The sequence below is a fragment of the Pararhodobacter marinus genome, from assembly GCF_003122215.1.
In the GTDB taxonomy this organism is placed as follows: domain Bacteria; phylum Pseudomonadota; class Alphaproteobacteria; order Rhodobacterales; family Rhodobacteraceae; genus Pararhodobacter; species Pararhodobacter marinus.
Genome location: NZ_QEYD01000001.1, coordinates 121830 through 140597 on the forward strand (window position 1 = coordinate 121830; position 18768 = coordinate 140597).

General features: G+C 67.8%; 17 protein-coding genes. 11 read left to right on the forward strand and 6 right to left on the reverse strand.

What is annotated here, in order from left to right; translation table 11 throughout:
• Positions 1–34: 34 nt before the first annotated feature.
• On the reverse strand, positions 35–1180 hold the full coding sequence (locus C4N9_RS00640) for a lytic murein transglycosylase (RefSeq protein WP_109531358.1): 1146 nt from the start codon (positions 1178–1180) through the stop codon (positions 35–37).
• A 504-nt stretch (positions 1181–1684) separates the two neighbouring features.
• Between C4N9_RS00640 and C4N9_RS00645 the strand changes: the two genes are divergently transcribed.
• The 11 genes from C4N9_RS00645 (at position 1685) to C4N9_RS00695 (ending at position 13029) form a co-directional block, all read left to right on the forward strand.
• A complete protein-coding gene (locus C4N9_RS00645) occupies positions 1685–2893 on the forward strand; it encodes an amino acid ABC transporter substrate-binding protein (RefSeq protein ID WP_109531359.1) in 1209 nt (402 codons plus the stop codon).
• A gap of 88 nt (positions 2894–2981) precedes the next feature.
• Complete coding sequence (locus C4N9_RS00650; protein ID WP_109531360.1) at positions 2982–3848, forward strand: branched-chain amino acid ABC transporter permease; 867 nt, start codon at positions 2982–2984, stop codon at positions 3846–3848.
• Positions 3845–4768 (forward strand): branched-chain amino acid ABC transporter permease, encoded by a 924-nt coding sequence (locus C4N9_RS00655; RefSeq protein ID WP_109531361.1) that lies wholly within the window; start codon positions 3845–3847, stop codon positions 4766–4768. The genes C4N9_RS00650 and C4N9_RS00655 overlap by 4 nt, the downstream gene beginning before the upstream one ends.
• Positions 4765–5496, forward strand: coding sequence for an ABC transporter ATP-binding protein (locus C4N9_RS00660; RefSeq protein WP_109531362.1), 732 nt, complete (start codon positions 4765–4767; stop codon positions 5494–5496). The genes C4N9_RS00655 and C4N9_RS00660 overlap by 4 nt, the downstream gene beginning before the upstream one ends.
• Complete coding sequence (locus tag C4N9_RS00665; RefSeq protein ID WP_109531363.1) at positions 5489–6706, forward strand: ABC transporter ATP-binding protein; 1218 nt, start codon at positions 5489–5491, stop codon at positions 6704–6706. Before C4N9_RS00660 ends, C4N9_RS00665 begins: the two co-directional genes overlap by 8 nt.
• A complete protein-coding gene (locus C4N9_RS00670; RefSeq protein WP_109531364.1) occupies positions 6699–8171 on the forward strand; it encodes an aldehyde dehydrogenase family protein in 1473 nt (490 codons plus the stop codon). The genes C4N9_RS00665 and C4N9_RS00670 overlap by 8 nt, the downstream gene beginning before the upstream one ends.
• The gene (locus C4N9_RS00675; RefSeq protein ID WP_109531365.1) at positions 8171–8932 is read left to right on the forward strand and encodes a Rossmann-fold NAD(P)-binding domain-containing protein; all 762 of its coding nucleotides are present in this window, start codon (positions 8171–8173) and stop codon (positions 8930–8932) included. Before C4N9_RS00670 ends, C4N9_RS00675 begins: the two co-directional genes overlap by 1 nt.
• Positions 8933–8954: 22 nt before the next feature.
• Positions 8955–10505, forward strand: coding sequence for a flotillin family protein (locus C4N9_RS00680; protein WP_109531366.1), 1551 nt, complete (start codon positions 8955–8957; stop codon positions 10503–10505).
• Positions 10506–10518: 13 nt separating this feature from the next.
• Entirely contained in the window at positions 10519–11976 is a 1458-nt protein-coding gene (locus C4N9_RS00685; protein ID WP_109531730.1) for an aldehyde dehydrogenase, read from the forward strand.
• Between the two features lie 200 nt (positions 11977–12176).
• Entirely contained in the window at positions 12177–12503 is a 327-nt protein-coding gene (locus C4N9_RS21630) for a hypothetical protein (protein WP_146195099.1), read from the forward strand.
• A 70-nt stretch (positions 12504–12573) separates the two neighbouring features.
• Positions 12574–13029, forward strand: a complete 456-nt coding sequence (locus C4N9_RS00695) for a DoxX family protein (protein ID WP_109531368.1) — start codon at positions 12574–12576, stop codon at positions 13027–13029.
• Positions 13030–13068: 39 nt separating this feature from the next.
• On the opposite strand, the gene C4N9_RS00700 is transcribed toward C4N9_RS00695, so the two are convergent.
• The 5 genes from C4N9_RS00700 to C4N9_RS00720 form a co-directional block, all read right to left on the reverse strand.
• Positions 13069–14241, reverse strand: a complete 1173-nt coding sequence (locus tag C4N9_RS00700) for an ABC transporter substrate-binding protein (protein ID WP_109531369.1) — start codon at positions 14239–14241, stop codon at positions 13069–13071.
• A gap of 71 nt (positions 14242–14312) precedes the next feature.
• Positions 14313–16148: an AMP-dependent synthetase/ligase gene (locus C4N9_RS00705; RefSeq protein ID WP_109531370.1), complete on the reverse strand. Its 1836-nt coding sequence runs from the start codon at positions 16146–16148 to the stop codon at positions 14313–14315.
• 7 nt (positions 16149–16155) lie between these two features.
• Complete coding sequence (locus C4N9_RS00710) at positions 16156–16926, reverse strand: ABC transporter ATP-binding protein (protein ID WP_109531371.1); 771 nt, start codon at positions 16924–16926, stop codon at positions 16156–16158.
• 2 nt (positions 16927–16928) lie between these two features.
• A complete protein-coding gene (locus C4N9_RS00715; RefSeq protein WP_109531372.1) occupies positions 16929–17693 on the reverse strand; it encodes an ABC transporter ATP-binding protein in 765 nt (254 codons plus the stop codon).
• Complete coding sequence (locus tag C4N9_RS00720) at positions 17690–18766, reverse strand: branched-chain amino acid ABC transporter permease (protein WP_109531373.1); 1077 nt, start codon at positions 18764–18766, stop codon at positions 17690–17692. The genes C4N9_RS00715 and C4N9_RS00720 overlap by 4 nt, the downstream gene beginning before the upstream one ends.
• Positions 18767–18768 lie beyond the last annotated feature (2 nt).

Sequence of the window (18768 nt, forward strand, 5' to 3'; positions counted from 1 at the left end):
CTCCCCGGTTAGGCGGCACGTTCCGTATCCGGGCCTAGCCCAGACGCCGCAGCAGATCCTGCGAGGGCGTGCCCGTGACCGGCATGCCCTGGCTCGCCTGGAACTCCCGGATCGCGGTTTCCGTATTGTCCCCGATCACCCCGTCCGCACCCTGCGTGTCGAAACCGCGCGCGGTCAGACGCTCTTGCAGCCGGATCCGGTCGGCGCGGGTCAGACCGTATTCGTCGGGCGGGAAGGTGCCGCGCAACGGGCCGGCCCCGCCGATCCGGTCGGCCAGATGCCCCACGCCCAGTGCATAGGCGTCCGACGGGTTATAGCGCTTGATCACCCGGAAATTGCTGGTCGTGGAAAAGCGCGGCCCGCCGTCCTGCGGCTGGATGATCGTGCCTTCGGGCTCGCCATACCCGACTTCACCGCCCCAGCGCAGCCCGCGCGTCCAGCCGTGCCGGCGCAGATAGGCCGCCGTGGTCGCCAGCGCGTCGGACGGGTCGGCCGACCAGATGTCGCGCCGTCCGTCGCCGGTGAAATCAACCGCGTATTCCTGGAACACCGTGGGCATGCACTGGGTATGGCCCATCGCCCCCGCCCAGCTGCCGGTCATCTGGCGCGCCGGGATATCGCCGTTCTGCACGATCCGCAGCGCGGCGATCAGCTCGCGTTCGAAATAGCGCCCGCGACGGCCCTCATAGGCCAGCGTCGAGGTGGCCGAGATGACCGGGATCAGGCCCTGCCGCTCGCCGTAATAGCTTTCCAGCCCCCAGATCGCCGTGACGATCTCCTTGTCGACGCCGCTCTCGGCCTCGATCGCTTCGAGCGTGGCGCGATGGCGGGCCAGCGCCTGGCGCCCCTTCTCGACCCGCTCGTCCGAGGCGGCGATGGACAGGTAATCCTCCAGCGAGCGCCGGAACTCGGTCTGGTTGCGGTCGCGCGTCACGACGCCGGGCAGGAAGCCCGCCCCGCGAAACGCCGTGTTCAGCGTCGATTCGGAAATCCCCTGCGACGTCGCCCGTGCCCGGAACGCTGCGACCCACGCGTCGTAATCGGCGTTCGCTGCGGGCAGCAGGTCGGGCGGAAGCGTGTCGGGCGCGTCGGTGCTCAGGCGGCTCGCGACGGAGCGCGAACAGGCGGAGAGGGCAAGGGCGGAAATCCCCAGCCCGAAAAGGCGACGGTTCATCTGCATCGTTCTGCTCACCTTTCGATGCGTTTTGCCCCATCGTGCCCAGAACGGCGCCGCCGTGCAATGATCCATTTCCGGCGCGGGTGGATCCCCGCGCAGCTCGCGCCAAGGGGTGGATGTATACATTGAACGCCGGCAAGACCGCGAACCGAAGCGGCCGGGAAAGCGTGCGCACAGCCCCTTTCCGCCCTGTCGGATCACCCGATCCGGGACGGATTTCTTTCGCACATGCACTTGCTTTCAGGCCATTCTCGCCGCCGGGTGCGAAGTTTATTCGCCGGGGGGCAAAAACTGGATCACAGGCACTTGAAAAGAATCCGCCTTCGTCCAGAATGAATACTCAGCGTGCTTCGGGAGGGAGGCACCGGATCTTTGCACGACGACCGCGACGGACTGCCGCAAGGGCCCGGTCCGTCATGCCGGACCCAAACGGGCCGGCGCGTCCGGCAAGGAACAAAGAACGGGGCCGGTGTGACAACCGGCATCGGCATAACAGGGAGAGAGACCATGATTCGCAGAACGATCCTGACGGGTGCGGCCGCCGCCGCCCTGTTCGCAGGCAGCCTTGGCGCGGCCTCGGCGCAGGACACGCTCCTTCTGGGCGCCGCCGCGCCGCAGACCGGACCGCTTGCCGGGGGGGCTACGGTGACGCACTGGCCCGCCGTGCGGCTCTGGGTGCAGCAGACGAACGCGGCCGGGGGCCTTCAGGTCGGCGACCAGCAGATGACCATCGAGCTGGTCGAATACGACGACCAGACCAACCCGCAGCAGGCGATTCAGGCCGCCCAGCGCATGGCCACGCAGGACGAGGTCGACTTCATGGTCGCCCCCTATTCCACCGGCCTGAACCTTGCCGCCGCGCCGATCTTCGCGCAGCTGGGCTATCCGATGATCACCGGCACCGCCGTGACCGACCAGCAGCCTGCCTTGGCCGCGCAATTCCCCAACATGTTCTTCGTGCTGGGCCGCACCAGCGTGATGGCGCAGGATACCGCGCAGCTTCTGGTCGACATGCGCGAGCGGGGCGAGCTGGGCGACCGCGTGGCGCTGGTCAACGTGGCCGACGCCTTCGGCATCGAGATGGCCGGTATCTCGAAGGCGATCCTGGAAGAGAACGGGTTCGAGATCGTCTACGAGACCTCGTATCCGCTGGGCACGCAGGATCTGGCGCCCGTCATCGACGGCGCCCGCGCCGCCGAGGCCGATGCCTTCATCGCGTGGTCCTATCCCGGCGACACCTTCGCGCTGACCGATCAGGCCATCGTGCAGAACTTCGCACCGCAGGTGTTCTTCACCGCCGTCGCCACCGCCTTCCCGGCCTATCAGGAGCGGTTCGGCGATCAGATCGAGGGTGTGCTGGGCATGGGCGGCGTGAATGCCGACGACCCCGCCTTCCAGGAATTCGCGCAGGCGCATATGGAAATGGCTGGCCAGGCGCCGGATTACTGGGCCTCGGCCGCGACCTATGCCGCGCTGGAAATCCTGGGTCAGGCGATCGAGGGGGCCGGCACGACCGACCGCGCCGAAGTGCTGGCCTATCTGCAGGACCGTTCCCACGAATATGAAACGATCCTCGGGCCGGTGAATTTCAACGAGAACAATGACAACGAGCGCTACTGGACCGTGGGCCAGTGGCAAGACGGCGTGTTCCGGGGCGTGGCTTCGCAAGGGCGCGACGGCGTCGCCGAAGTCGAAGCCTTCGACGGCTGGAACTGACCGGATCGGGGCGGCGCCGCGCGGTGCCGCCCTTTCCCGACCCGGTCCTTCCTGACCCGCCCTTTCCTGAGCTGATCGGACGCAGTCGATGTTCATCCTGATAACCGGCCTTTTGCTGGGCGGCACCTATGCCTTGATCGCGCTGGGGCTGAACCTGCAATACGGCGTCGCGCGGATCATGAATCTGGCCAATGGCGAGATGCTGGTCGCGGGCGGTTTCGCGGCCTTCTGGTTCTACACCGCCGGGCAAATCAACCCGGTCGTGGGCCTGATCGTTATCGCCCCCGTCGCCTTCGCGGTGAACTGGCTGTTGTACCGGATCATGCTGCAGCCGCTGGTCAACCGCGCAAAAAGCCGTGGCGCGCTCGAGGTCGACAGCATCCTTGCGACCTTCGGCATGTCCTTTGCCTTTGTCGGCATCATGACCTGGGCCTTCGGCGGCGGGTACTTCAACTACGCCTTCCTTGCCCAGCCGGTCGAGCTGTTCTCAAGCTCCTACGCGCAGAACCGCGTCGTGGCCTTCGCGCTGGCGGTGGTGATCGGCGGCGCGCTGTGGCTGTGGCTGACCTATACCCGGACCGGGCTGAAACTGCGCGCGGTCTCGGTCAACCCGGCCTCGGCACCGCTGGTCGGGGTCGATGTGCGCGCGATCTCGGCGCTGGCCTTTGCGCTGGGGGGCGCGGTCACGGCAACGGGCGGCGCGCTGGTGTCGATGTTCTTCACGCTCGATGCCTCGGTCGGCGTTCTGTTCACCATGAAGGCGCTGATCATCATCATTATGGGCGGCGTCGGCGACATTCGCGGCACCATCGTCGCGGCGGTGATCCTGGGCATCGCGGAAACCGCCGTGGCGCGGCTCGTTGATCCCGGCCTGACGCTGGCGGCCGCCTACCTGCTGTTCCTGCTGGTGCTGTTGTTCCGCCCGCAGGGCCTGTTCGGAAAGGCCCGGGGATGACCGCGCGCGAGATCCGCAATTTCCTGATCGCCGCCGGGCTTCTGGCGCTCTGCGCGCTGCTGCCGGTCTATGGCAGTCCCTACTGGCTGACGATGGGCACGACGATGGCGATGTTCGCCGTGCTGGCCACCAGTTGGGCGCTGTTTTCCGGCCCCACGCATTACATCTCGCTGGCGACGGCGGCGTTTTTCGGGGTCGGCACCTTTGTCACCGGGCTGGGCTTTCAGGCGCTGCCCTTCTGGGCCCTGCCGCTGATCGCCGCCGGGATCGGCGCGGTGCTGGCGGCCCTGGTGGGGCTGGTCACGCTGCGGCTGTCGGGGGTCTATTTCGTGATCTTCACGCTGGGCATGGCCGAGATGGTCCGGCAGGTCGTCACCTGGGTGCAGAACCAGACCGGGCATCGCGGCATGTATGTCCTGACCTCGATCACCGAGCGCGAGATCTACTGGATGCTGCTCGGGCTCGGCGCGCTGGTCTATCTGCTGGGCTGGCTGATCGGGCGCTCGCGGCTGGGCTTCGCGCTCAGGATCATCGGCAATGACGAGACGGTCGCCAAGCATTCCGGCATCGACACCGCGCTGGCCAAGGTGGCGCTGTTCATGGTGCCGGGCGCGGTGGCCGCCGCCACCGGCGCGATGCTGGCGCCGCGCTATATCTACATCGAACCCGCCACCGCCTTCGCGCCGCTTCTGTCCTTTCAGGTCGTCATCATGGCGCTTCTGGGGGGCACCGGACGCCTGTGGGGGCCGGTCGCGGGCGTGATCCCCTTCACCCTGTTGTGGGAGGTCATCACACGGCAGGCGCCGAACCAGACGCTCTTGCTTCTGGGGCTTGCCTTTCTGCTGATCGTCTACGTCCTGCCCGGCGGATTCGTGGGCCTGTGGGACCGGCTGCGCCGCCGCTACGGAGGCCACGGATGAGCCGCACGATCCTTGAAGCGCGCAATGTCACCAAACGCTTCGGCGGGCTGGTCGCGGTCAGCGATGTCAGCTTCGACGTCACCGAACACGAGGTGATGGGCATCATCGGCCCCAACGGTTCGGGCAAGTCGACGATGATCAACATGATCTCGGGCAGTTTCGCGCCGAGTTCCGGCTCGATCCGGCTGCGGGGGGCCGAACTGGCGGGCAAGCCCGCGCACAAGGTCGCGCGGCTGGGCGTGGGCCGCACCTTCCAGCTGGTCCGCCTGTTGCCGGAACTGAGCGTTATCGAGAATGTCATGGCCGGCGCCGCCTTCGGCCACCGCCGCCGCTGGGGCCACGAGGCCGAGCATTTCGCGCGTAGCCTGCTGGAGCGGCTGGGGCTGGGTCAGGCGACGGGCATGCCGGTCTCGGCCCTGACCTATATCGACACCAAGCGGGTCGAACTGGCGCGGGCGCTGGCGGGCGACCCCAAGGTGCTGCTGCTCGACGAATGGCTGGCGGGGCTGAACCCGACCGAGCTGTCCACCGGCATCGCGCTGATACGGTCTTTGCGCGAAGAGGGTCGCACGATCATCCTGGTGGAACACGTCATGGATGCGATCCGCAGCCTGTGCGACCGCTGCGTGGTCATGTCCTCGGGCGCCAAGATCGCCGAGGGCACCCCGGCCGAGGTTCTGTCCGACCGCGAGGTCATCCGCGCCTATCTGGGAGACGGCGATGCTTGAGGTTCAGGAGCTGTCGGTCCGCTACGGCAAGCATATCGCGCTGGAAAGCGTGGGCCTGCGGGTGAAACCCGGCGAAATCGTCGTCATCCTGGGCGCCAACGGCGCGGGGAAATCCACGCTGCTCAAGGCCATTGCCGGGATCTGCGAAGGTCAGACCAGCGGCAGCGTCAGCATCGACGGCGAGCCGGTTCTGGGCCTGCCCGCGCACAAGGTCGTGGATCGCGGCATAGCGCTGGTCCCTGAGGGGCGCGGCATCTTCGGCGAGCTGACGGTGCGCGAGAACCTTGTGCTGGGGGGCAACCCGGCCCGCGCCCGGGACGAGGTTCAGGCCAATCTGGACCGGCTGACGACCCTGTTTCCGAAGCTGCGCGAACGCGCCGGTCAGGCGGCACGCACCATGTCGGGCGGCGAGCAGCAGATGGTCGCCATCGGCCGGGCGATGATGTCGAACCCCGAGATCCTGATGCTGGACGAGCCCAGTCTCGGCCTGTCCCCGCTTCTGGCCAAGGACCTGTTCCAGACGCTGAAAACGGTGCGCGATGCGGGTCTGGGCATCCTGCTGGTGGAACAGAACGCCAAGCTGAGCCTGTCGATTGCCGACCGGGGTTACCTGTTGGAAAACGGTCGCATCCTGCGCGAGGACAAGGCGCAGGTCCTGCTGCACGACCCGGCGGTTCAGGCCGCTTACCTGGGCGGCGCAGCGGGCCATGCGACGGCGCCGAAAGGGGCGGCGAAACCCGCCGCTCCGGCGCCCGTTGCCGAACACACCCCCGTTCCCGCGACGCCGCAGGTCCGTGCAAGGCCCGTGCGCAGCGTCTCCTCGGGCGAGATTTCGGGGCTCGACATAGACGCCATCGTTGCCGGCGCCGGGCGGAAAGCCGTGCGCCCTGTCAGCGCCGCACCGCGCAATACCCCGCCGACACAGGCCGAACGCGACGCGGCGACGGCCCGGCGGTCCGACTCCCTGCGCGCCGCGCTCGACGCCATCGAAGAGGCCGCCCGCAAGGCTCGCGACCCCGGCGCCGCGCGCAGCCCCCTGCCGCCCCTGCGACCGACCGCGCGGCCCGCCGCCCCGCCGCCGCAAGCCCTTGCACCGACGGCGCCCCGCGCGCCCGAAGCGCCCCAAGCCCAGCCCGGCGGCAAGGTCGAAATCTATCGCCGCCGCCCCGGCACATCGCAATTCCAACGCTCGGAGGTCCGCGATGCGTGACACGCCCGCCCCCATCAAGCTGCGCGGTCAGTATATCGGTGGCCGCTGGATCCCCGCCGCGCGCAGCTTCGCGGATATCAACCCCTCGACCGGCGCGCTCTGGGCCGAGGCACCCGACGGCACCCGCGCCGATGCCGCCGCCGCGATCGAGGCCGCGCACGCCGCCTTTCCCGACTGGGCGGCGATGAAGTTCACCGAACGCGCGCATATGATGCACAAGATCAGCGATGTCTGGGAGCGCCGCGCGCCCGACTTCATCGCCGCCGTTCAGGCCGAGGGCGGCGGCTGGTACGGCAAGGGCGCGTTCGAGGCGCATTACGTGACCGAGGTTTTCCGCTCGGCCGCCGCGATCTGCTACCAGCCGCTGGGCGAGGTGCTGCCGTCCGAATACGGCAAGTTTTCCAGCGCGGTCCGCTCGCCCATGGGGGTGATCTCGGTCATCAGCCCGTGGAACTTCCCGGGCGTCCTGACCGCGCGCGGCTTTGCCTTCGCGCTGGCTGCGGGCAACACCATCGTGCTGAAACCGTCCGAGGACACGCCTTTCATCGGCGGGCTGTGGTTCGCCGAGGTGCTGGAAGAAGCGGGTGTGCCACCGGGGGTGTTCAACGTCGTCACCTGCTCGCGCGAGGGCGTCGCCGCGATGGGCGACGAGATGATCGAACATCCTTTCGTCAAGGGCATCTCGTTCACGGGCTCCACCCCCGTGGGCCGCGCCATCGCCGCCAAGGCGGGCGCCCATCTGAAGAAGGCCTGCGTGGAACTTGGGGGCAAGGACAGCCTGATCATCCTCGACGATGCCGATATGGACCGCGCGACGCAGGCCGCCAATTTCGGCAGCTTCATGCATCAGGGCCAGATCTGCATGTCGGTGGAAAAGGTGCTGGTGCAGGAAGCGATCTATCAGCCCTTCCTTGAACAATTCGCGGCCCGCGCGGCGCGGCTGAAGGTGGGCGACACCGCCGACAGGAACAACGTGATCGGCCCGCTGATCAACGACCGGCAGGTCGCGCGGGTGAAGGCGCAGCTGGACGATGCCATTGCGAAGGGCGCGCAGGTCGTGACCGGCGGCGGCATCAACGGGCGCTTCGTCGAACCGACCATCCTGACCGGCGTCACCCCCGACATGCTGGTCTACCGCGACGAGACTTTCGGCCCCGTGGTCCCCGTGATCCCCTTCCGCACGGATGATGAGGCGATCGCACTGAACAACGATACCGAATACGGGCTGAGCGCGGGGATCATCACGCAGGACGAGGCCCGCGCGCTGGCCATGGCCCGCAAGCTGGAAACCGGCATGTGCCACGTCAACTGCTCGTCGGTGAACGATGAGCCGCATGTACCCTTCGGGGGGTCCAAGGCCTCGGGGCTGGGGCGGCATGGCGGGCGCTGGTCGATCGAGACCTTCACCGAAACGCGCTGGATCACCCTCGACCGGGGCGGGCGCCCCTATCCGCCGGTCTTCTGATGACGGCGCATCCGCCCCTTCTGCGCGACAAGCGCATCGCGGTGATGGGTTCGGGCTCGGGCCTCGGGCTTGCCGTCGCGCGCGCAGCCGAGGCGGCGGGGGCCGAGGTGCTGGGCATCGACCGCGAAGCGCGTTTCGACCATCTGGCCGAACTCTACCGCCTCGATCCGGGCGATCCTGCCTCGGTCGATGCCTTGGCGCAGGCGCTGCCCGACGATCTGGACGGCCTCGCACTATTCCCCGCCCTGCCCGACGGGCCGCCCGCGCGCCAACTGGCGCATGGACTGGCCGCGCCCAAACGGCTGGCGGCGCTGCTGGCACCGCGGCTGGCACCGGGGGCGGGCATCGTCGTGCGCGGTGCGACGGCCGATGCCAACCGGACCGGGGCCCTTGCCGCCATCCGGGCGGGCGCCAGCCTTGCGCCGGGCGATTGCGACGCCTTCGCGGAACGCTGGTCGCTGAACGCCGAACCCACGCGCACGCCCCGGCTGATCGGCTGGGCCATGACCGCCTGGGCGCAATCGCGCGCGGTCGCCTGGCCCGGCCTGCGGGTCAACGCGGTGATCCCCGCCGCGCCCGATGGCCGCCTGCCGCTGGCGCTGGCGGCGGATCTTGGCCTCGACGCGGGTGACGGCGCCTCCATCGCCGCGCGCGCCGCGATCTTCCTTCTGTCTGACCTTGCGCAGGGTCTGACGGGCGCCAGCCTTGCCGCCGATGGCGGGCTTTCGGCGCAGACACAAACCCGCCTCGAGGGGCTTTGAGGCATCCGGAAAGGACCGACAGATGAGCACCATCTTCTGGATCATCGCCTTGATCGTCGTACTGGCCGTGCTGATCGCGCTGGCCGCCGCGTTCTATGAAAGGGCCACCAATGCCGTGAGCCTCGTGCGGACCGGGATCGGCGGGCGCAAGGTCGTCATCGACGGCGGCGTGCTGGCCCTGCCATGGTTCCACGAGGTCAGCCGCGTCAACATGCAGAGCCTGCGGCTGGACGTTCAGCGGCAGGGCGAACGGGCGCTGATCACCCGCGACCGGCTCAGGGTCGATGTGGGCGCCGAGTTCTATCTTTCGGTGCCGCCGAACGAGGATGACGTGGCCCGCGCCGCGCAGGCTCTGGGACGGCGCAGTTTCCAGCCCGACGAGCTGCGCGCGCTGATCGAGGGAATGCTGGTCGACGCGCTGCGCTCGGTCGCGGCCCGGCACACGATGGACGAGTTGCACGAAAACCGCGCCGAATTCGTCGACGCGGTGCGCGCGGCGCTGACGAAATCCGTGTCGCGCTACGGGCTTGCGCTGGACAGCGTGTCGCTCTCGGCGCTGGATCAGACACCCTTTGCCGCGCTCGACGAAAACAACGCCTTCAACGCCGTGGGCCTGCGCAAGCTGGCCGAGGTGGTGGCGCTGTCCAAGCGCGAGCGCGCCGAGATCGAGGGCGAGACGCAGGTTTCCGTGCGCCGCGCGGCGATGGAGGCCTCGCGCCGGCAGCTCGAGATCGACCTTGAAGAACGCCGCGCCGAGATCGCGCAGGCGCAGCAGATCGAGGCGCTGATGGCCACCCAGTTGGCCGAGATCGCCCGCGCCAAGGCCGAGGCCGAACGCGCCGCCGCCGAGGCCCGGATCCGCATGGAGCAGGACATCCAGGCCGCCGATATCGCCCGCGAACAGGCGATCCGCGAGGCCGAGATCCTGCGCGCCCGCGCGCTGGAGATCGCCGAGCAGGAACGCGCGGTACAGGTTCTGGCGAAAAGCCAGGAGGAAAGCCGCGCGCAGGCCGAGGCCGATCTGGCCCGCGCCGAAGCGATCCGCGCGCATGAGGCGATCGAGACCGCCCGCGCCGGGGCCGAGGCCGAGCGCAAGCGCGATCTGGGCGTGGTCGGGGCCGAGGCCGAAGCCACCGCTGCCGCCCGTCGGGCCGAGATCGCGGCGGAATCGGCGCGCAAGGTGGCCGGCGAGGCGCTGGAATCCGCCCGGCTTGACGCCGAGGCCGGTCTGGCCCGCGCCAAGGCCGACGCCGAAGCGCTGGCCGCCCGCATCGCCGCCGAGAACACCCGCTCGGATGCCGTTCTGGCGCATGAGGCCGAACTTGCGCGGCTGGACGCGATGCCGAAAATCATGGGCGAAATGATGAAGCCAACCGAGAAGATCAAGGAAATCAACATCAATCAGGTCGGCACCGTCGAAGGCTCGCGCGGGGCGATCCTGACGGCGCTGGAATCGGTGCTGGATCAGGCCGTGCATGCACCCAACCTGCACCGCGTGCTGGACCGGCTGACCGATGACATCCGCGACGGCGATCTGGACCGCAAGCGCCGCCGCGACCGGCGCGACGATTGAGGAAGGCGCAGCCATGACCCGCAACCCGGCGATCCCGCTGAAAGCGCCCGAGCGCTTTTTCATCAACGGCGACTGGGTGCGCCCGCGCACGCCCCGGATGCTGGACATCGTCTCGCCGGTGACCGAAGAGCCGATCATCCGGTATCCCGAAGCCGCGCCCGAGGATATCGACGCCGCCGTCGCCGCCGCGCGCGACGCGTTCGAGCATGGCCCCTGGCCCCGGATGGAGCCGTCCGAGCGCGCCTCGTATCTGCGCCGCGTCGCCGCGCTGATCACCAACCGGCTGGAAGAAATCGCCTGGGCCTGGACGACGCAGGTGGGCGCGCCGATCAGCCTGACGCGCAAGCTGGTACCCCAGAATGCGACGCTGTTTCGCTATTACGCCGACCTGATCGAAACCTATCCGTTCCGCGACGACCGCCGCCGCGCCGATGGCGGCGCCGTGCGCGTGTTGCGCGAACCGGTGGGCGTCTGCGCCGCGATCTCGCCGTGGAACGCGCCGATGGTGCTGCTGACCTACAAGATTGCTGCCGGGCTGGCCGCGGGCTGCACGATGGTCGCCAAACCCTCGCCCGAAACCCCGCTCGAAGCCTATATCCTGGCCGAATGCATCGAACAGGCCGGGCTGCCGCGCGGGGTGTTCAACCTGGTGCCCTCGGGGCGCGAGGGCGGCGACCACCTGATCCGGCATCCTGAGATCGACAAGGTGGGCTTCACCGGCTCGACCGAGGTGGGCAAGCATATCATGCGGGTCTGCGCCGACCGGCTGGCGCGCGTGTCGCTGGAACTGGGCGGCAAGTCCGCCGCCGTGCTGCTGCCCGATGCGGATTTCCAGCAGGCGCTGCCGTCACTCATGGTCTATTCCATGCCGATCACGGGGCAGGTCTGTTTCTCGCTCACCCGGCTTCTGGTGCCCAATGCCCGCAAGGACGAGTTTCTTGATACCTTCCTGCCCGCCGTCCGGGGTCTGAAGGTCGGCGATCCCGCCGACCCCGCCACCCAGATGGGCCCGCTGGCCATGGCCCGCCAGCGCGAGAAGGTCGAAGGCTATATCGCCGCCGGTCGCGCGGGCGGGGCGGTTCTGGCCTGTGGCGGCGGGCGTCCGCGCGGGCTGGACAAGGGGTTCTATGTCGAACCCACGGTGTTCAGCGACGTCACGCCCGACATGAAGATCGCGCGGGAGGAAATCTTCGGCCCGGTCGTGTCGGTCATCGGCTATGACGACGAGGACGACGCCGCGCGAAAGGCCAACGCCACGCGCTACGGGCTGAACGGCGCGGTCTATTCCCGCGATGTCGAGCGCGCCTATCGTTTCGCCAAACGGATGAAAACCGGCGGGCTGACCATCAACGGGCTGATCGTCGATCCCGAGCATCCGTTCGGCGGCTACCGCGAAAGCGGCATGGGGCGCGAGGGCGGGCCCGAAGGGCTGGACAATTATCTCGAGGTCAAGACGATCCATATCGCCTGAAATGACCGTTTCGGACGGATGCGCACCCAGCCTGCCGCATTTCAAAGGGGTGCCCGGTGGGCAGCGAGGGGCCGTGTTTCTGCCCCGCCATTCGGCAAAGCGTTCTGGCGGCGCATAAATTCGGTGTGAGACCGGGCCTTTGCCCTTGCCTGTCGCAGCGCGATCTGAGACCCGAAGCGCGTTCGTCTCGGAGACCGGATGTGGCTCGCCTGCTTCATGCCCTGCTGACCGCCTTGCTGGTCGCGACGCTCGTGCTGCCGGTTGGTGGCGCGCCGGGCTTCGCGGCCGCGGGGTCGTGTCGGGACAGCGCACCCGCGCTCGATATCTGCAAAGCGCCGGTGCCCGGCAGCGCCCGGCCATCGACCGCGAAAGAGACGGTAAAGCCGCCCTGCCTGTCGTGCATCCTGCCCGCGATCACCGCGGCTCCGGCCTTTGCCCCGAGCCCGCGACGGCTGGCCGCGCGGGCCGCTTCGCGCCGTCTCCCGGACCACCCGCCCGACCCGTTGCGACGGCCTCCGCGCGGCTGATCCTCCGACATCTTACCCCACACAAATGACACGCGCCGCCCGTGATGGCAGGCGCTTCCGGAGACATGACATGACCGATCAATCCACGCACCCCACCCGCAATTCCCTGCTTATCCCCGCCCTTGCCCCGCTCTATGGCGCCTTGACTCCCCTCGCCTTCACCTGGCTGCGCGTCATCTGCGGCGTGGCGCTGATGGTGCATGGCTGGCCCAAATTCCTCGATCCGCTGGGGGCGACCGGGATGGTCGCGGGCATCGGCTTTGCCCCGGCGGCCTTCTGGTCCGTCGCGCTGTCGATGACCGAATTCCTGGGCGGCCTGCTTCTGGCGCTGGGTCTTCTGACCCGCCTTGCCGCCGCCGGGGCGACGGTGATCCTGCTGGTGACGGTGTATTTCCACTGGATCCAGCTGGATCAGGGCTATGGCGGCGCCGAGCTGTCGCTCATCTGGTCGGCGGTGACGCTGTATTTCGTCGGCGCGGGCGGCGGCCGGTTCTCGGTCGACGCGCTGTTCAAGCGGACCCTGTGACGGATCGGGCGGGCCCTGTGACGGGCCCGCCCTGCCGTGTCAGAACGGATCGGTCTGGGGCACCCAGTTGCCGCCCTCGACCCGGTCGATCGAGATCATCTCGGGCATGGCGTGGTTGTTCTCGAAACGCTGCTCGCCATAGGTCATGAAATCCGAATGCGTGGTCGCATTCGCACCCGCGATGAAGGTTTCGGCGTTCAGATCCTCGCCCGCCGCGCGCAGCGAATTCAGGAACCAGTTGGCATAGGAATAGGCATTCGCCGCGTTTTCATCGGGGACCGAATCATAGGCCTCGCGATAGGCGGCGATGAAGGCCTGCGCCTCTTCGTTCGTCGTGTCCTCGCCATGCAGACGCCAGCCGCCGATACCGTAAAGCCCCTCGACATCCTCGCCGCCCAGCCGGGCCACGATGGTCGAGCGTCCGGGAATCGCGGTCAGCACGTTGACGTCGTCCCAGCCCAGCTTCTTGACCTCGGTCATCACGCCCACGGTTTCGCGGATGATGGTGCCGGCGACGATCAGATCGACATCCGCCGCCCTCAGCCGCGCGACCTGGCTTGAGAAGTCGATATCGCCGGGGCGATAGGCGGCTTCCTCGGTCACGGTCATGCCCAGCGATTCCAGCGCCGGGTTGACGCCCGCGCGGATCAGGTCACCGAACGGGCCTTCCTGATAGATCACGCCCACCCGCTGCGAGCCCCATTCCGGGATCACCCGTTCAAGCGCGCGCTGCGTCGTGGTGTTGTAGTTCTGCACCGTGGTGAACAGATGCGGATCTCCGCCCGCGATCTGGTGCATCACGGCCGAGGCCGCCCACGGCGCGAAGGCGATGGTCCCCGAGCCGGTGATCTGGCCCATCGTCGCCGCGTTGGTGCCCGAGCCGAAGCTGTTGAGCAGCGCGAAGACTTCGTCCGAGCGGATCAGCTTCTGCACCGCGCGCACGGCAAGCTGCGGCTGCCCGCCATTGTCCTCGACGATCCAGCGGACCTGACGGCCATGGATGCCGCCCGCCGCGTTCGCCTGCGCGATGGCAAGATCGGTGGCGTTGCGCAAGGCGGGCATCCCCGCCGCAGCCGGACCGCTGAGGTCCAGATGCGCGCCGATGACGATTTCATCGGCATGGACCCCGGCGGCGCGCGCCGGGCGCAGGCTGCCGCCGAGCGCCAGCGCGGCAGCGCTGGTGGCAAGCATCTGACGACGATTCATGTTCATGACGTCCTCCCTAATGGCGTCTGACGGCGTGGTGATGTCTCGGGCATGCTCTCCTCCTTCCGCCTGCCGTCTCAGGCGGAATACATGCCTTCGATGAGGGGCGCGTATTTTTGCGCGATGACTTTGCGCTTCAGCTTCATCGTCGGTGTCAGCTCTTCGTCCTCGGCGGTCAGAAGCTGGTCGATGATGCGGAAGCTCTTGATCTGTTCGACCCGGGCCAGCCGGGGATTCACGGCGTCGATCTCGCCCTGGATCAGCGCCACGATGGCCGGCGCGCGTGCGAGGCTGGCGAAATCGGTATAGGGGATCGCCTGTTCCTGCGCATAGCGGGCGACATGTTCGAGGTCGATCATCACCAGCGCGGTCACATAGCGCCGCCCCTCGCCGATCACCACCGCATCGGTGATGAACGGGCTGAACTTGAGCTGGCTTTCGATCTGCGTGGGCGTGATGTTCTTGCCGCCCGCGGTGATGATGATGTCCTTGATGCGGTCGCGGATCGCGACATAGCCCTCGGGGCTGATCTCGCCGCAATCGCCGGTCTTCAGCCAGCCATCGGGTGTGATCGTCTCGGCGGTTTTCTCGGCATTGCGCCAGTAGCCCGCGAAGACATTGGCGCCGCGCACCTGGATCTCGCCTTCATCGGCGATGCGGATCTCGGTCCCGCCGGCGGGCAGACCAGCCCAGCCCAGCCGGATCCCGCCCTTGGGCGTCGAGGCGGCGAAACCGGCGGTTTCGGTCATGCCGAAAGCCTCGCGCAATTCGATTCCGATGGCCAGGAACCAGCGGATCAGCTCGGGCGGGACCGGCGCCGCGCCGGTCAGGGCGCTGCGGCAGTTCTGCAGGCCCAGAAAGACGCGGATATTGCGGAAGGCCAGCCTGTCCAGAAGCCGCGCGAAAAGGCCCTGACGCGGCGGCGGGCGCCCTTCCAGCCGCGCCGCAACCCCCTCGCGTCCCGCGTCGAGCGCGCGGCGATAGGCCCAGCGCGCGGGGCCGATCGCGTCGCGCAGAAACAGCTCGATCTGGCTGTGCATCTTTTCCCAGAAACGCGGCGGCGCGAAGACGATATGCGGCGCGACCTCGCGGATATCGTTGGCCACGGTGCCCGCGTTTTCAGGGAAATGCACGACAAGGCCCAGCGCCATCGGGTTAAAGACCGAAGCCATCCGCTCGGCGATATGGCACAGCGGCAAGAAGGAAAGCGTCTTGTCGCCCAGCCCGGCATCCAGATACTCGGTCGCCTTGTTCAGCTGGAACACCGCGTTGCGGTTCGAGATCATCGCCCCCTTGGGCGCCCCGGTCGTGCCGGACGTATAAACCAGAAAAGCCAGATCAGGCCCCTGCCCGGCTTCGATGGCGGCTTCGAAATCGGGCGCCTGGGTTTCGGCAAGCGCTTCGCCCCGGCGCAGGAAATCGTCGAAGAAACCGACCTGCGGGTCAGAGAGATTGCGCAGCCCCTCGCGCTCGATCACCAGAATGCGCCTGAGATCGGGGCAATCGTCGCGCACGGCGAGCGCCTTTTCCAGCTGCTCCTGGTTTTCGACCACCAGCACGCGGCAGGCGGAATCCTGCAGGATATAGCGCAGCTGATCGGGCGAAGCGGTCGGGTAGACGCCATTCCCCACATAGCCCATGCATTGCGCGCCCATATCGGCAAACAGCCATTCGGGCCGGTTTTCCGCAAGCACGCCGATCACCTCGCCGCGCGCCATGCCCAGATCGCGCAAAGCCAGCCCGAAGGCGCGCGCCTTCGCGTAATACGCGCCCCAGCTATAGCTCTGCCACAGCCCGCGATGCTTGTGGCGCAGGGCCGGCAGATCCGACCATTCCTGCACCCGCGCGCGGAATACCCGGGCCGGGGTCTCGAAGCCCAGGAAGGTCACGGCAGGCGGCGTCATCGCGTTCATCTGAGGCTCATCTCCACGTTTTCCTGCGCTTCCAGCGCTGCTGCGTGCCCGACAGTCCCTCGCCCGCGCCGCCGCCCAGATAGGCCTCGCGCACGTCTTCCTTCTGGCTGAGCGCGGCGCAGGTATCGGCGGCGACGATGCGGCCCAGCTCCATGATATAGCCGTCGTCGCCATGCTTGAGCGCCACGGCGGCGTTCTGCTCGACGACCAGAACGGCGGTGCCGGTTTCATCGCGTATCTTGCGGATGATCCCGAAGATTTCATGCGTCAGCATTGGCGACAGGCCCAGACTGGGCTCGTCCAGCATCAGCAGTTTGGGCGCCGACAGATAGGCCCGGCCGATGGCCACCATCTGCTGCTCGCCGCCCGAGAGCAGCCCCGCATGTTGCGCATCGCGCTCTTTCAGCCGCGGGAACCACGTCTGCACGCGCTCGATATCGCGCGCAACGGCGTCGCGGTCCCGGCGCGCATAGGCGCCCATCGTCAGGTTCTCGCGCACGCTGAGGAACGGATAAACCTGCCGACCCTCGGGCACCAGAACCAGCCCGCGCCGGGCGATGGCATCGGCCTCCTGGCCCTGCACCTCGACGCCGTCGAACAGAACCTTTCCCTTGAACGGGTCGATCACCCCGGCCAGCGTGTTCAGAAGCGTGGTCTTGCCCGCCCCGTTCGCGCCCAGCACGGCGGTGATGCGGCCCTCGGCCACCTGCAGGTTCACGCCCTTCATCGCAGCGATGGGCCCGTACCACGTTTCCAGATTCTGCACGTCCAGAAGCATCGTCACGTCCCCAGATATGCGGCGATCACGTCGGGATGCGATTGCACCTCGGCCGCGCTGCCCTGAGCCAGAACCCGCCCCTGCGCCATGCAGACCACCCGGTCGGCGACCGCGTTCACCAGCGACATGTCGTGTTCGATCATCACTACGGTGATGCCCAGATCGCTGCGGATATCGTCGATCCAGAAGGCCAGATCGCGCGTTTCCTCGGGGTTGAGCCCCGAGGCGGGTTCATCGAGGAACAGGATCTCGGGTTCCGAACACAGCGCGCGGCCCAGTTCGACCACCTTGCGCACGCCGTAAGGCAGGCCCGCCACGCGGGCATTGCGCCACGGCGACAGGTCGAGAAACTCGATCACCTCTTCGGCCTTGGCGCGGTGCGCCTCTTCCAGCCGGGTCAGCGCGGGGGTGCGCAAGACCTGCCGCCACCACGCCCCGCCGCCGAACCGGTGCCGGCCCAGCAGCAGGTTGTCGAGCACGGTGGCCGCGTCGAACAACTCGATATTCTGGAAGGTGCGGGCGATGCCCAGATGGGCGATGCGCGCGCGCGGCAGGCGCGAGATATCCTGCCCCTTGAACGCGATGCGCCCCTTGCTGGCATCGAACACCCGCGTCACGAGGTTCAGCATCGAGGTCTTGCCCGCGCCGTTCGGCCCGATCACGGCCAGCACCTCGCCCGCATGGACCGAGACCGACAGGTCCGAGATCGCCGCCAGCCCGCCGAAATGCAGCGCCACCTGATCGAGTTCTAGAACCGCGCCGGTCATCGGTTACGCTCCGATTTCATATAGGCTTTCTGACGCCGGAACGTGTCGCGGCGATAGAGCGGGAAATTCTCGAGCAGCGCGCGGATCTTCAGCCAGCGCCCGTTCAGCCCGGTCGGCTCGAACAGCACGAAGAAGGCCAGCACCGCCCCCGCGACAAAGATTTCCAGCCCCGATTGCCGCGCCATGGATTGCGGCAGCACGTCTTTCAGCAAGGCGACAGCGTTGGGCAGCATGCTGATCAGCACCGCGCCAAGGATCGCGCCGCGCAGGCTGCCCATGCCGCCGATCACCACCATCAGCACCAGATCGAGCGACAGAAGCAGGGTGAAGGCGTCGGGCGTCAGATAGCCGATGTGATGCGCCATAAGCGCCCCGGCAAGCCCGGTAATGCCCGCCGACAGGCCGAAGGCGCCGACCTTCACGCGCTTGACCTCGATCCCCAGCGCATAGGCCGCGGCCTCGGAATCGCGCACGCCGGTAAAGGCCCGACCGATGCCCGAACGCAGCAGGTTGGCCAGCGCCAGCAGCACCAGCACAAGGATCAGAAGACACAGGTAATAGAACACCTTGGGCGATCCCAGCGAGATCCCGGCGATGCTGGGCGTTTCCACCAGCATCCCCATGAATCCGCCGGTCACACCGCGCCACATGCCGATCACCTGCTCGACAACGATCGAGAAGGCGAGCGTCACCATGGCCAGATACAGGCCCGAGACGCGGATCGCCGGGATCCCCGCGAGCAGCCCCGCCCCGGCTGAAATCAGCGCGGCCAGCGGCAGGGCCAGAATGAACGGAACCCCCTGCGCCAGCAGCCATGCATGGCCGTAAGCACCGATGGCGACGAAGCTGGCATGGCCCAGGCTGATCTGCCCGGTGAACCCGCTCAGCATCATCAGGCCCAGCGACGCCACGCACAGGATCAGCACATAGCTGAGTTCGCCCACGAAGTAATTTGAGCTGACCAGCGGCACCACCAGAAGCGCGGCCAGAAGGACACCGTAATTGACCCAGTCGGCGGGATGCTTGAGCAGCGCGAAACCCTGCCGGTAGCGCGTGTGATAATCGAACCGCAAAG

Coding starts and splice junctions, on each gene's coding strand:
- C4N9_RS00640 (WP_109531358.1), bottom strand. CDS start 1,180: ATGCAGATGAACCGTCGCCTTTTCGGGCTGGGGATTTCCGCCCTTGCC.
- C4N9_RS00645 (WP_109531359.1), top strand. CDS start 1,685: ATGATTCGCAGAACGATCCTGACGGGTGCGGCCGCCGCCGCCCTGTTC.
- C4N9_RS00650 (WP_109531360.1), top strand. CDS start 2,982: ATGTTCATCCTGATAACCGGCCTTTTGCTGGGCGGCACCTATGCCTTG.
- C4N9_RS00655 (WP_109531361.1), top strand. CDS start 3,845: ATGACCGCGCGCGAGATCCGCAATTTCCTGATCGCCGCCGGGCTTCTG.
- C4N9_RS00660 (WP_109531362.1), top strand. CDS start 4,765: ATGAGCCGCACGATCCTTGAAGCGCGCAATGTCACCAAACGCTTCGGC.
- C4N9_RS00665 (WP_109531363.1), top strand. CDS start 5,489: ATGCTTGAGGTTCAGGAGCTGTCGGTCCGCTACGGCAAGCATATCGCG.
- C4N9_RS00670 (WP_109531364.1), top strand. CDS start 6,699: ATGCGTGACACGCCCGCCCCCATCAAGCTGCGCGGTCAGTATATCGGT.
- C4N9_RS00675 (WP_109531365.1), top strand. CDS start 8,171: ATGACGGCGCATCCGCCCCTTCTGCGCGACAAGCGCATCGCGGTGATG.
- C4N9_RS00680 (WP_109531366.1), top strand. CDS start 8,955: ATGAGCACCATCTTCTGGATCATCGCCTTGATCGTCGTACTGGCCGTG.
- C4N9_RS00685 (WP_109531730.1), top strand. CDS start 10,519: ATGACCCGCAACCCGGCGATCCCGCTGAAAGCGCCCGAGCGCTTTTTC.
- C4N9_RS00695 (WP_109531368.1), top strand. CDS start 12,574: ATGACCGATCAATCCACGCACCCCACCCGCAATTCCCTGCTTATCCCC.
- C4N9_RS00700 (WP_109531369.1), bottom strand. CDS start 14,241: ATGAACATGAATCGTCGTCAGATGCTTGCCACCAGCGCTGCCGCGCTG.
- C4N9_RS00705 (WP_109531370.1), bottom strand. CDS start 16,148: ATGAACGCGATGACGCCGCCTGCCGTGACCTTCCTGGGCTTCGAGACC.
- C4N9_RS00710 (WP_109531371.1), bottom strand. CDS start 16,926: ATGCTTCTGGACGTGCAGAATCTGGAAACGTGGTACGGGCCCATCGCT.
- C4N9_RS00715 (WP_109531372.1), bottom strand. CDS start 17,693: ATGACCGGCGCGGTTCTAGAACTCGATCAGGTGGCGCTGCATTTCGGC.